The sequence below is a fragment of the Methylocystis sp. Se48 genome (genome assembly GCF_056269425.1).
Map to the genome: position 1 here is coordinate 3306654 of NZ_CM149850.1, position 12938 is coordinate 3319591.

General features: G+C 68.9%; 7 protein-coding genes. 4 read left to right on the plus strand and 3 right to left on the minus strand.

Annotation, left to right across the window (positions count from 1 at the left end; translation table 11 throughout):
• Positions 1-53: 53 nt before the first annotated feature.
• Both ACV959_RS16035 and ACV959_RS16040 read left to right on the plus strand, forming a co-directional pair.
• A complete protein-coding gene (locus ACV959_RS16035; RefSeq protein WP_475737560.1) occupies positions 54-1766 on the plus strand; it encodes a hypothetical protein in 1713 nt (570 codons plus the stop codon).
• A gap of 192 nt (positions 1767-1958) precedes the next feature.
• Positions 1959-3116 carry an AI-2E family transporter gene (locus tag ACV959_RS16040; RefSeq protein ID WP_475737561.1) on the plus strand — a complete coding sequence of 386 codons (1158 nt, stop codon included), beginning with the start codon at positions 1959-1961 and terminating at the stop codon, positions 3114-3116.
• Between the two features lie 3 nt (positions 3117-3119).
• On the opposite strand, the gene ACV959_RS16045 is transcribed toward ACV959_RS16040, so the two are convergent.
• The 3 genes from ACV959_RS16045 to ACV959_RS16055 all read right to left on the minus strand — a co-directional run bounded on the left by ACV959_RS16045 (position 3120) and on the right by ACV959_RS16055 (position 9477).
• A complete protein-coding gene (locus ACV959_RS16045) occupies positions 3120-4295 on the minus strand; it encodes a lytic murein transglycosylase (protein ID WP_475739696.1) in 1176 nt (391 codons plus the stop codon).
• Positions 4296-4496: 201 nt separating this feature from the next.
• A complete protein-coding gene (locus ACV959_RS16050) occupies positions 4497-4784 on the minus strand; it encodes a hypothetical protein (RefSeq protein ID WP_475737562.1) in 288 nt (95 codons plus the stop codon).
• A 121-nt stretch (positions 4785-4905) separates the two neighbouring features.
• Positions 4906-9477 carry an SEL1-like repeat protein gene (locus ACV959_RS16055; RefSeq protein WP_475737563.1) on the minus strand — a complete coding sequence of 1524 codons (4572 nt, stop codon included), beginning with the start codon at positions 9475-9477 and terminating at the stop codon, positions 4906-4908.
• A 374-nt stretch (positions 9478-9851) separates the two neighbouring features.
• Here ACV959_RS16055 and ACV959_RS16060 point away from each other — a divergent pair, with 374 nt between their 5' ends.
• Both ACV959_RS16060 and ACV959_RS16065 read left to right on the plus strand, forming a co-directional pair.
• Positions 9852-11645: an acyl-CoA dehydrogenase C-terminal domain-containing protein gene (locus ACV959_RS16060; RefSeq protein ID WP_475737564.1), complete on the plus strand. Its 1794-nt coding sequence runs from the start codon at positions 9852-9854 to the stop codon at positions 11643-11645.
• A gap of 35 nt (positions 11646-11680) precedes the next feature.
• Entirely contained in the window at positions 11681-12889 is a 1209-nt protein-coding gene (locus ACV959_RS16065) for an acetyl-CoA C-acetyltransferase (RefSeq protein WP_475737565.1), read from the plus strand.
• Positions 12890-12938: the final 49 nt, after the last annotated feature.

Below are 12938 nucleotides of genomic sequence, written 5' to 3' on the forward strand. Positions count from 1 at the left end.
TTCCCGGCGTTAACATGTGACCGTAACGGACGGGTTGCTTGGGAGCATTGGATTTGAACGGTTTCACGATGGCCGACTCTCAGCTGAAATTGACCGTGCTCGAGGAGTTGCACCGCGCTTTCGACAGCGGCCTCGACGGCGTGAGCGACCGCCAGCGCCGGCTTCTTTCCTATCTCGTGACAGAGGAGCTCGAGGGGCGCGGCGACCGCCTCAAGGCCTATACGATCGCGACGGAGGCGCTTGGCCGCCAGAAGGACTTCGATCCGCAGCAGGACAGCATCGTCCGGGTCGAAATCGGCCGGCTGCGTCAGACGCTGGAGCGTTATTATCTAACTGACGGCAAGAACGCCCCGGTCGTCATTTCGATCCCCAAGGGCCAGTATCGCCCGGTCTTCCTCGCCGCGCCGGCGCCGCCAGAGCCCCCGCCAGCCCTCGCGGCGCCCGCCCGCCGACCCCGGCGGTTCGCGCCTTTCGCGGCAGCAGCGCTAGTCGTTGCGTGCCTCGCGGGACTCGGCGCCTGGAAATTCGCGCTTTCCCCCGGCGAGCCGCCCGAGGTCGCAGCCGGCGCGCGCAGGGGGCCCGTGGTTGCGATCACGCCCTTCGACCTCCATGCCGACAAGGACGGGGTCGCATATGTCGCCGGCGGGCTGCAGGCCGATCTCGCGGACGCCCTGTCGGGCTTTCAATGGCTGACGGTCGTTCCCCTCAACGACGAGGGCGACCTCTCCGGCGCCGAGGCGCCGGGCGCGCGGCCGGATTTCATCGTTCGCGGATCCCTGCGCCTGATCGGCGACGCGGTGAAGGCGAACGTTCTGCTGCTGCACGGCCGCACACGGAGCGTCCGCTGGACGAAAAGCTACGACTTCAGATTGCGCGCGGGCGAGGTCATGGCCATGCAGCGCGATCTCGTCCTGGCGATCGGCCGGGACGTCGGCAGCCCCTTCGGCATCGTGGCCGACATCGCCCTTGCTGAACAATCGGCCGGCTCCGCGCCGTCGGACGAAGCCTTCGCCTGCCAGCTGCGCGCCTTCAATTACTGGAAGACCCTCAAATCGCAGGATTACGCGCCGGCCCGCCGGTGCTTCGACCAAGCCGCGGCGCGGGGGCCGCTCGACGCCGCGAGCCTCGCGATGGACGCCATCCTGACGCTCGATCCGCAAAACCAGACCTTTTCCCGCCGGTCGCTTCAGGAGGCGCGCAACGAGGCCGCGCAACTTGCCGCGCGCGCCTATGACATGAACAGGGTCGAATTCTTTCCGCGCGCCGCCCGCTATATTTCGGCGCTCTGCATGGGCGACGTCGAGACCTTCGAGGCGGTGGCGTCGGAAACGATCGAGCGATTTCCCAATAATCCCATTGCGCTCGCGGATGTCGGCTCCCGCTTCGTGCTGAGTTCCGGCGACCCCGCGCGAGGGGCGCCGCTGATCGAGCGGGCGCGGGCCATCGCGCCGGATCTAACGCCGGTGGACACGGTCGCGCTGGCCGTCGACGCGCTCCGGCGCGGGGCCTACGACGACCGCCCGCGCCTGCGCCGCGCGGCCGCGAGGACGGATTACGCCATCCTGCTGATCGTCGAACTGGCGCTCGCCGCCGCGCGCGGCGATGACGAGGAAAGCGACCGGATGCGGGCGCGCCTCGCGAGCCTCGGCTTTCCGGACCAGAAAACTATCGGCGACGCGCTCGAGACGACCTGCTGGTCGCAAAATATCCGCGACCTCGTGAAATCCAAGGCGACCCTCGCCTTTCGGGACGCGCGCGCCCCATAGGCGGGCGTTCCGGTCGCGGGAATTCGCGCGAGCGGCAAAAAATCGCGCCAAAGCCGAAAACTGGGGCGCAGTACGATCGCAAAAGTCCGCCAACTTCTTCGGATTGCGCTCGGACCGCGACGATGCGCCCCTTGCCAGCCGGTTCGCCGGCGTCCAATCTCGCTGCACCGCAGCGCAACCTAGGAAAAACGCTTGGCCGACGAGACCAGCAGCTTCAACGGCGTCGAAAAACGCTTCAACGCCCTTTTCATCGAACTGTCGATTCGCCTGTTCGTGATCGGCTTTCTGGCCTACTGGACATTTGTCATCATCGCCCCTTTCGGAGCAATGATCGTCTGGAGCGTCGTGCTCGCCGTCGCGCTCTACCCGCTGTTCGACCGCCTCGCCGCGGCGCTGGGCGGCCGCCCGACAATGGCCGCCGTGCTGATCGCTCTCGCCGCGCTCGTTCTCGTCATCGGGCCGGTGACCTGGATGGGCGTCGGCTTCATCGACCCGGTGAAGAGCTTTCTCGCTGGCTTCGACAACGGCGACATCGCCGTTCCGCCGCCGCCGGAAACCGTCAAGAACTGGCCGCTCGTCGGCGCGCAAATATACGCTTTCTGGGAGCTCGCCTCGACCAATCTGCAAGGGGCGCTCGCCCAGATCATGCCCCAGCTCAAGCCGGTCGGCGAATATCTGCTGGGCATGGCGCGCAACGCCGGCGTCGGCACGCTCAAATTCCTGCTGTCGGTGATCCTTTCCGGCTTTCTGCTCGCCTACGCGCGGCAGCTCATGGTCGGCATGCGGGCGCTGGCGCGGCGCATCGACCCGACGAACGGCGAAAACTACCTCAACCTCGCCGGCGCCACGATCAACGCCGTCTCCCGCGGCGTCATGGGCCTTTCCATTATGCAGGCGGTGGTCGGCGCGGCCGGCATGTATCTGTCGAACGTCCCTGGCGCAAGCCTGCTGACGATCGCTATTCTCGTTCTAGGCATTGTGCAGATCGGTCCGCTGATCGTCGTCGCGCCCGTCGTCTTCTGGGCCTGGACGACCCTCTCGACGCCCGGGGCCATCGGCCTGACGGTGTGCATGCTCACTGTTAATTACATGGATAACGTGCTGAAACCATTCATCTTCGCCCATGGCTTGTCGACGCCGATCCCGGTGATCTTCATCGGCGTCATCGGCGGCGTGCTGGCGCATGGCGTCGCAGGCCTCTTCGTGGGGCCGGTCGTGCTCGCCGTCGTCTGGGAGGTGGGCAACGCCTGGATCGCGGAAGATATGGCCCCGGCCGCGACGGCGACGGCCTCAGAGGCGCCGGAAGCGCTCGCCCCGCCGCCGCAGGCGGGAGAGATCGAAGCCTCCTGACGCCTATTTGCCGCGCAGGGCGTTGAGCACCTTCAGGCTGGCGCGGCCGTTGCGCGGGAGGCCGACGCGGCCCTGATAGTCGGCGATCGCCTCTTTGGTTTTGGTTCCGATCACCCCGTCGGGATCGCCGACGTCATAGCCGGCGCGGATCAGGAGCGACTGCAATTCGCGCCGCTCGGCGCGCGAGAGGCCGGGGTCGTCCGTCGGCCAGGGCGTCTGGATGCCGGGACGCCCGCGCAGCATGTCGGAGAGAACGCAGATGGCCAGCGCGTAAGACTCGGCGGCGTTGTAGGCGTAGATCGCGTCGAAGTTTTTCGTCACGAGGAAGGCCGGGCCGTTCCTCCCGGCCGGCAACAGCAGCCCGGCCGAACCGCCGCCGAGGCCGCCGCCGTCGAGCCGCGTGACGCCGCGCGACTCCCAGAAGGACATGGGCTGCTTGCGCGTGCGGCCGGAGGGGCCGGCATAGCCGTCCGGCAACTTCACCTCGAAGCCCCAGGCTTCGCCGGGCCGCCAGCCGCTCCTGCGCAGGTAATTCGCCGTGGAGCCGAGCGAGTCGGCGGCGGAGCTCGCGATGTTGCGCCGCCCGTCGCCGTCGAGATCGACCGCCGCGCCGAGGAAGGTCGAGGGCATGAACTGCGTGTGGCCGAAGGCCCCGGCCCAGGAGCCCATGAATTCCTCGGCGCGAATGTCGCCGCTGTCCAAAATCTTCAGCGCGGCGACGAACTCCTTGCGCCAGTAATCGTTGCGCCGCGGAGCCTCGCAGGCGAGCGTGGCGAGCGACTGCACGACCGGGCGCTTGCCGAAGCTCTTGCCGAAATCGCTCTCGACGCCCCATACGGCGACCACGGTGGCCGGATCGACTCCGTAGCGCGACTGGGCCGCGTGGAGCGCGCCCGAATATTTGTGCAGCATCGCGCGCCCTTCCTCGACGCGCTCATCGTCGACGAGGCCGGCGACATAGTCCCAGACCGGAGTCGTGAACTCCGGCTGCTTGTCCATGAAGCTTACGGCGTCATTGGGCTCCATGCCGTCCGTCGCCGAAGCGATGGTCTGCTGGCTGACGCCGGCGCCAGCGGCCGCGTGACGCAGGCCAGAGAGGCAGGAGGTCCATTCCGCGCGGGCGGGCGCGGAAAACGCGAAAAGCGCGGCGGACGCGAGGAGGAGATGATTCGCCTTCATGACGGCAGGGTAACGCAAGAAGGCGGGATTTTCACCGCCAGAGGCGCTTCTCCATGGCGTTTGCCTCCATCGGCCTTGCATGAAATCCGGCGGATGAAGGCGAGCGCGCGGCGACGATCGAGCAACCGACACGCCATGCAAAAGAAGCGCGCGCCGACCCGCTGCGGCGGCTCGGCGCGCCGAATGAGCCGATTCCGAAATTTACTCGCAGATGCGGCGCGGCCGGAAGCCGATCACCTCGCCATATTCGTCGAACACCGGCCGACGCTGCGTCCAGCAATGCACGGGCGGCGGCGGAGGCTCGACATAAACGACCGGCGGCGGGGCGGGCTGGGCGAGCGCGCCGCCCGCGAGCGCGCCAAGCGCGAAGCCGCCGATGCCCGCGGCGACGGCGGCGCCGGCCGAATCGGCGCGCGCGGGCGCGGCGGCGGAAAGCGTGACAGCCCCGATCGCCAAGGCGGCGACAATCGCGGCGAGGATCTTTCGCATCTCAACTCTCCCAAAGGGCGACGGCGCCCGAAAAGCCTCTTCGCTTCGTGACGTTAACCGTCAAGGAGTCGACGAAAGGTAAATGCTAGGCGAAAACTCGGAACCCTCGCCGCGCGTTTTCTCAGATGGACGACACCTTGGCCTTGGCGCCGGGCCTCGTCGCGGGGCGCGCGGCGGCGCCCGCGTCCTTAACGGCCTCCCAGCCGCCCTTTGGCGGCAGCACGTCGTTGGCTTCGCGGATCGGCTCCTTAGCATGGAAACCGGCCGCCAGCGCCTTGGCCGCGGCAAGATCCTTCGAGTCCAGCCGCGCGCCGACCTCGTCGCGCTTCTTGGCGGCGTCCGCGTCGCCCTGATCCGCCGCGGCCGAAAACCAGAGATAGGACTGGGTCAGGCTCTGGCTGACGCCGAGACCGCGAGCGCAGAGGATCGCCAGATTGTACTGGCTGTCGCGTACGCCGAACTCGGCCGCCTTGCGGAACCATTCCGACGCCGCGGCGTAGTCCGGTTTGCCGCCGTCGCCGCCCTCGGCGAGCAGCACGGCCAGATTGTGCATCGCGCGGGCGTTGCCGGCCTCGGCCGCCGATAGATACCACTTGCGGGCGCGCGTATAGTCGCGATCGACGCCGACGCCCTTCTCGTAGAGCGATCCCAGCCGGTACTGGGCGGGAGCGAGGCCCTGCGCCGCGGCCTTTTCGAACCATTGCGCGGCGGTCTTGGCGTCGCGGGCGACGCCCCGGCCGTCGGCGTAGCGCACGCCGAGCTCATATTGGGCGGCGGGCTCGCCCTGCTGCGCCAATGTCTTGATGACGGCGATCGAGTCTGGCGCGGCGAGCGGATTGGGTTGGCCGATGGCGCCGACGGGCGTCGAATCCACGGGGGCGGCCAGGCTCGCGGCGCCGCCTGCCGGCTTGTCTGACGGAACATTGTCCACATGGGGCGGCGCAATCATGCGCGGCGGCGGCGGCGCGGGCTTTTCTGGCGCGGGCGCGGGCGGCGCCTCCTTCGGCGCGACGGCGGGCGCGGGCGGGGCCGCCTCGGCCTCCGCCGGCGCGGCCTCGGCCTGCTGATGCTCCTGATGCGCGCCCGGCCCGTCGACGCCCTGGATGCCGACGCGCGCGATCTGATAGGCGCCGATCAGAAGAACCAGCGCGCCGAGGCCGAGCAGCAGCGGACGCTTGCGCTCCTGAATGGCGGCGCCGATCGCCGACGCCTTGCCGGCGGCGCGCGCGCGATCTTCCTCGACGGATTCAGCGCGGGCTGCGCCGCGACGAGTCTGCTGCGCCCTGGCGGCGGCTTCCGCGTCCACCGCGGCCTGCTGCGCGGCGCGGCGCGCGGCGGCGATGAAATCCGTTTGCACCGAGCCGCTCCGACCGCCGCGATCCTCCGCGTCGGCGCGCGCCGGCGCGGAGAAGTCGGGCTCGCGCCGCGCGGGCTTCGGGGCGCCGGGGGGAACAAGGAAATCCATCAAATCCTCGTCGCCGCTCGTCTCGACGCGCGAACGGCGCGGCTCCACGGCCGGCTCGGGAACGCGCGCGGCGGCGTCGGGACGGCGCGCCGGGGCGGGATTGCCGGCGGGCGCGAAGGCGGCGGCCGGGGCCGCGCGCTCCGGCGCGTTGCGGATTTCGCTCAGCTCGTCCTCGAACATGGCGAGGCGGTCGACCACGCGCTCCAGCGTTTCGTGCACCGCGAGCAGCGTTTCATGGGTGCGCTGGCCGCTCTCGTCCTGAATCTTGCGGATGTCGGCGAGCTCGCGCTCCAACGCCTCGCGCAGCGCGCCGGGGCCCGGGCTCGCCTGCCGCAGAATGTCCTGCGTCGCGCGGCGCACGGCCTCCTCGGCCGCCTGGGTCGTCGCAGCCTTGGCGTCCTCCATCTGGGCGACGAGCGCGCCGATCCGCGACTCTATGCCCGCGAGCGCGGCGGCGCTGTGGTCGTTTCGGTCGAGGCGCTGCGAGAGCGCGCTGATCTGGCTTTCGAGCGCCTTCAACGCGCCCGCGTCGTCGCGCGGATCGAGCGCATTGTTCATGCGCGCGGCGAGCTGCTCGACGAGCGCGGCGAGGTCGTTCTGCCGCGCCTCGACGCGCGCGCCTTCCTCGACGCGCTGCACAAGCGCCGACTGCATCCGCTCGAGACGCTGGGAAATTTCGTCGAGCTGCGGGTTATTCAGCGGCCGCGCGAGGAAGGCGCCGAGTTTCGGATTGGCGCTCGGATCCTCGAGGCGTTCGACCTTGTAGGCGATCTGCGCGAGCTGGTTCTCGATCGCCGCGAGATCGGGGCCCTTCGCGCCGGCGGCGAGCGCGCTCTCGATCTTGTGATCGAGTCCGCGCACGAGTTCCTCGATATAGCCCACGTCGGCGGACTGATCGGAGGCGGCGCCCTGCTCCAGCCGTTGCGCCAGCGTGCGGTGGACGAGGTCGATGCGATGGGCAAGTTCCGCGAAGCGCTCGTCGGCGACCGGCCGCGCGAGCATCGCCTCGATGCGCGCGATCGACTCCGCGGGCAAGGGATCGACGATGCGCGTTTCGAGCTGTTCGATCTTGCGGCCGATTTCTTCGAATCCCGGAGCCGGATCGGCGAGGCGCGTCTCAAGCCGCTCGATCTTGCGGCCGATCTCCTCGAAGCCCGGCGCATGGGGCTTGGCGTCGAGCGCCGCGTCGATCTTCTTGGCGAGCTTCGCGATGAGCTGCTCGAGCGGCGCGGTGTCGACGGACTTTTGGGCGCTCTTGTCGATGCGTTGCGAGAGCGTCTTGCCGAGGGCGTCGATGCGCTCGCCGAGTTCGTCGAACCGCCTGGCGCCCGCGCGGGCGACTGCGTCGTCGAACTTGCTCGCCAATTGCTCCAGCCGGCGGTTGAAGGTTTCGAAGCCGCTGCTCGTCTCGGCCGAGACGATCGCGCGAATGGAGCGGACGAGTTCACCCATGTCGAGCGCGGCGGCCGCCTTGGCGGCTCCGGGCCCCGTATGCGCGAGCGCATCGACGCGCTGGGTGAGGTCGAAGAGCCGCGTCTCGATCTTTTCGAGCGGCAGCGGACGCGCGGCAAGAGCGCCGAGCTGTTCCTTGATTTCGCGCGTCTGCGCGGCGAGCGCCTCGATCGCGGCGGCGTCGGCCCCGGCCGGCTGCTGCAGCGCGTCGAGCCTTCGGCCGATGGTCTGCACGTCGGCGTGGAGATTGCGCACGATGGGGCTCGGATCGAGCTCCTTGATCACGGCGCGCAATTCGCCCGCGATGCGCTCGGCCGGCGCGAGCAGGTCGTCGGCGACGCCGCGATGGCGCTGCATGTCGACGCGGTGCGCAAGATCGCGCAGCGCCGTTTCGACGGCGGCGACGGAGGCGCGCGGCGCGAGATCGCCGATGGCGCGCGACATGTCCTCGACCTCGCGGCGCAGCCCCTCGACCTGACGCATCACGACCATCTGCTGGTCGGCCCGCTCGCCGGCGTCCTGCCGGATATCGTCGAGTTGATGCGAGAGCGCGTCGAGCGAGGCGTTGAGGGCGGCGAAACGCTTCGCGGGCGGCTCGCCCTCCCACGGATCGGGCGCGGGCGGCGGCGCAATGGGTTCGTCCAGCGCGCGCTGACGCTGGGTGATGTCGGCGATGGCGTCGACGAGCGGCCGGCGCGGGGCCGGGTCGGCGCGGCGCAGACCCTGCTCCAGGGCGGCGGCGCTGGCGCCGTTCAGATTCGCCGCGGCGACGGCCGGGGCCGGCGGCGGGACGGCCGGTGCGGCGGGCGCCGCCGCTTTCGTCGCGCGGTCGCGCGCGTCGTCGTCGAGGCGGCGGGCGATCTCGGCGAGGCGTTGGTCGAGGCCGCTCAGCGCATGTTCGAAGTCGGCCGTGCGGTCCTCGCTGGAAAGACGGTCGAGACGCGATTCAAGACGCGCGAGCGCGGAGCGGATCGGCCGCACGCTGGCGCTGGCGGCTGGCTGTTCGCTGAGGCGGCTCTCGATACGGCCGAGCCGCTCCGCGAGATAGGCGAGCCCTTCCTCGGCCGTCTCGCGGCCGCGCTGGCCGTTCTCGATCAGGCCGGCGATATTGTTGAGCGCGCGGGCCGTCTGGCGCTCGCTTTCCGCCGCGCGCTGCGCCAAGGCTGCGACGGCGCGCTTGACGGCCTGGCCCTCGGCGCCGCGCTGGCCGCGCTTGATCAGATCCGCGAGATTTTCGAAGGCGCGCGCCGTGTGGCGCTCGCTTTCGGCGACGCGGCGCTCCACGATGGCGGCGGCGTCCGCGACGATCGCCTGCGGATCGAGCCGCGGCTCGTCGCCGGAGTCGCGCCCGGGGCGTCCGCCGAATGTCGGCTCGCGCTTTTCGCGGCCCCGGCGTCCGCGCGGTTCGCGGTCGGCGGCGTCGATCTCGTCGCGGCGCTGGCGGCGGGACGCCTCGCGGCGCTCTTCCGCGTCGCGACGCTCCTGCGCCTCGTCGCGCCAGCGACGCGGCTGCTCGTGATCGTCGCGCGGGCGGCGGGCGTCGTCGGCGTCTCCCCGCGAGCGGGCGAGACGGCGGGCGACGGCGTCGAGCCGGTCGCCGTCGTCGTTCGCCTCGTCGCGGTCGAACGCCTCGTCGAGATCGTCCTCCGCCTTGTCGCGAATGGCGTCGTCGAGCCAGTCGCCGAGGCCTTTTCCCGATCGACGCGCCTCGGCGCGGGCGCTCTCGCGCGCATCGTAATCGAGACCACGGAATTTGCGGGAAAAAGCCTTGGTCATGGGTGTGTCCGGCGAGTCCGGCCTGCGGAGTGCTCGAGAGAGAACGAAGGGAACCGACTCAGGGCCGCGCGAATCGCGGGATACTCTCGACGCCTCGGCGCCGTCGCCATGGACTTTCCGTCAATCAAGGTAAATAAGCCGTTAAGGGCATCCTTTAGAAACCTATTTCCATTCACGATTCTTTGCGAACCCTGTCACCCGCCCGCGATTCGGGCGTCCCGGAACAGAAAACATTGCCGACCGCCCCCATCAAGCCGCCTTGAGCCGCGTTCACGGACTATTGCGCGGGTCGCGCGCGCTCTCTACCTAACATTCGAAGGACGTCTCCCCGGCCAGCGAAACATGGTCGGCGGCCGACATGCAAGGAGCACTCGATGCCGAGCTACAGAGCGCCTGTCGACGACACGCTTTTCCTTCTCAACGACGTCCTGCAATTCCAGAGATTCGCCAATCTCAAGGGTTTCGCCGACGTCACCCCCGAGGTGATGGCGCAGGCGCTCTCCGAGGCGGGCAGGCTCTGCGAGGAGATTCTCGCGCCGCTCAACCAGTCCGGCGACGCGAACGGCTGCAAGCGCAATCCCGACGGGAGCGTGACGGCGCCGGCGGGATTCCGGGCGGCCTACGCGGCCTACGCCGCCGGCGGCTGGATCAGCCTCCCCGTTCCGGAGGAATATGGCGGTCAGGGCCTGCCCTATACGCTCTCCATGCCGATGAACGAATTCGCCTCGTCGGCGAACATGGCCTTCGCCATGTATCCGGGGCTGACGCAGGGCGCGCTCGCCGCGCTGCTGACCCATGGCTCGGAGGAGCAGAAGAGGCTCTATGTTCCGAAGATGGCGGAGGGCCGCTGGACCGGCACGATGAACCTCACCGAGCCGCAATGCGGCACGGACCTCGGGCTTCTCACCGCCAGGGCCGTCCCGCGCGGCGACGGCAGCTATTCGATCTCCGGGCAGAAGATTTTCATCTCCGCCGGCGAGCACGATCTCGCCGAGAACATCATCCATCTCGTCCTCGCGCGCATCGAGGGCGCGCCGGCGGGCGTGAAGGGCATTTCGCTCTTCATCGCGCCTAAATTCCTCGTCAATCCGGACGGATCGCTCGGCGAACGCAACCGCGTCTCCTGCGGCTCGATCGAAGAGAAGATGGGCATTCACGGCAACGCCACCTGCGTGATGAATTACGACGGCGCGCGAGGCTTTCTGATCGGCGAGGAAAATCGCGGCCTCGCCGCCATGTTCGTGATGATGAACGAGGCGCGGCTCGGCGTCGCCGTGCAGGGGCTGTCGCAGTCGGAAGTCGCCTATCAGAACGCTCTCGCCTATGCGAAGGAGCGCCTTCAGGGCCGCGCGCTGAGCGGGCCGAAACATCCGGACAAGAAAGCCGATCCGATCATCGTGCATCCGGACGTGCGCCGCATGCTGCTCGAAATCAAGGCCTTCAACGAGGCCGCGCGCGGCCTCGCCCTCGCCGCCGCTCTAGACAGCGATGTGGCCCACCGCTCGGACGATCCGGCCGCGCGACAGGCGGCGGCGGATCGCCTTGGCCTGATGACGCCCGTGCTGAAGGGCATGTTCACCGACATCGGTTTTGAAAATGCGGTGAAGGCGCAGCAGGTCTTCGGCGGCCATGGCTACATTCGCGAATGGGGCATGGAGCAGTTCGTGCGCGACGCGCGCATCGCCATGATCTACGAAGGCGCCAACGGCATTCAGGCGCTCGACCTCGTGGGCCGCAAGCTGCCGCGCGACGGCGGCCGCGCCATCATGGCCTATTTCAAGGACGCCGCCGAACTTCTGGGAGGCTTCGCCGTCAACGAAGCCATGAAACCCTATACGCTTCCTGCGCAAGCGGCGCTGGACGATCTGCAAAAGGCGTCGATGTGGCTGATGCAGAACGCCATGGCGAAGCCCGACAACGCCGGCGCCGCCTCCTATGACTACATGCATCTCCTCGGCCGCGTGGCGCTCGCCCTGATGTGGGTGCGGATCGTCGCCGCGGCGTTGGCGAAGAAGGCGCGCGAACCCGAATCGGCGCCGCTAATGGACGCCAAGCTCGCGACGGCGCGCTTCTACATGGAGCGAATGCTGCCCGAGACCGCGCTGCGCCTCGCCCGCATCACGAGCGGCGCCGACACGATGATGTCGCTTGCGCCTGAGATGTTTTGAGGCCGCCGCAAAAAGAATGAGAAAGAGGAAACGTCATGCCCGAAGCCTTTATTTACGACGCCGTCCGGACGCCGCGCGGCCGCGGCAAGCCGGACGGTTCGCTGCATGAGGTCTCCTCGCTCGGCCTCGCGGTCGCCGCGCTGACGGCGATCAAGACGCGCAACCATCTCGAAGGCCCCGAGGTTGACGACGTCATTCTCGGCTGCGTCGACCCGGTTGGCGAAGCGGGCGGCGACATTGCGCGCGCGGCGGCGATTGCGTCGGGCTATTCGCACAAGGTTCCCGGCGTGCAAATCAACCGATTCTGCGCGTCGGGGCTCGACTCGGTTAATTTCGCGGCCGCGGAGATCATGTCGGGACAGCACGAGCTCGCGATCGGCGGCGGCGTCGAAAGCATGAGCCGGGTCGGCATCGGCGCCTCGGGCGGCGCCTGGCCGGTCGATCCGACCATCGCCGTCCCCTCCTATTTCATGCCGCAGGGCGTCTCGGCCGATCTCATCGCGACGAAATACGGCTTCTCGCGCGACGACGTCGACGCCTACGCTGTCGAGTCGCAAAGGCGCGCCGCGAGGGCCTGGGACGAAGGCCGCTTCAAGAAGTCGGTCGTTCCCGTGAAGGACGTGAACGGCATAACCATCCTCGACCGCGACGAACATATGCGGCCCGGCACGGACATGCAGTCGCTGGCGAGCCTCAAGCCCTCCTTCGCCTTCTATGCGGAGCAGGGCGGCTTCGACGCCGTGGCGATCCAGGCCTACCCCGCCATTGAGAAGCTGAATTACGTGCATCACGCCGGCAATTCGTCGGGCATCGTCGACGGGGCGGCCGCCGTGCTCGTCGGCTCGAAGGAAGCCGGCGAGAAGCTGGGGCTGAAGCCGCGCGCCCGTGTGCGCGCCTTCGCCAATATCGGCTCGGAGCCCGCCATCATGCTCACCGGCCCGGTGGACGTCACGAACAAGCTGCTCGCGCGCGCGGGCATGGCGCTGTCGGACATCGACCTCTTCGAGGTGAACGAGGCTTTCGCCGCCGTCGTGCTGCGCTATTTGCAGGCGTTCGATCTCGATCCCGCGAAAGTGAACGTCAACGGCGGCGCCATCGCCATGGGGCATCCTCTTGGCGCGACCGGCGCGATGCTCGTCGGCACCGCGCTGGACGAATTGGAGCGCAGCGGCAAATCGACCGCGCTCGTGACGCTCTGCATCGGCGCCGGCATGGGCACCGCGACGATCATCGAGCGGGTGTGATTCAGGCCCCCTCCCCACCCCTCCCCCGCTGACGCGGGAGAGGGAGCAG

Excerpts from the sequence above, each read along its gene's own strand:
- ACV959_RS16045 (WP_475739696.1), bottom strand. The coding sequence starts at position 4,295 with ATGAAGGCGAATCATCTCCTCCTCGCGTCCGCCGCGCTTTTCGCGTTT.
- ACV959_RS16050 (WP_475737562.1), bottom strand. The coding sequence starts at position 4,784 with ATGCGAAAGATCCTCGCCGCGATTGTCGCCGCCTTGGCGATCGGGGCT.
- ACV959_RS16055 (WP_475737563.1), bottom strand. The coding sequence starts at position 9,477 with ATGACCAAGGCTTTTTCCCGCAAATTCCGTGGTCTCGATTACGATGCG.
- ACV959_RS16060 (WP_475737564.1), top strand. The coding sequence starts at position 9,852 with ATGCCGAGCTACAGAGCGCCTGTCGACGACACGCTTTTCCTTCTCAAC.
- ACV959_RS16065 (WP_475737565.1), top strand. The coding sequence starts at position 11,681 with ATGCCCGAAGCCTTTATTTACGACGCCGTCCGGACGCCGCGCGGCCGC.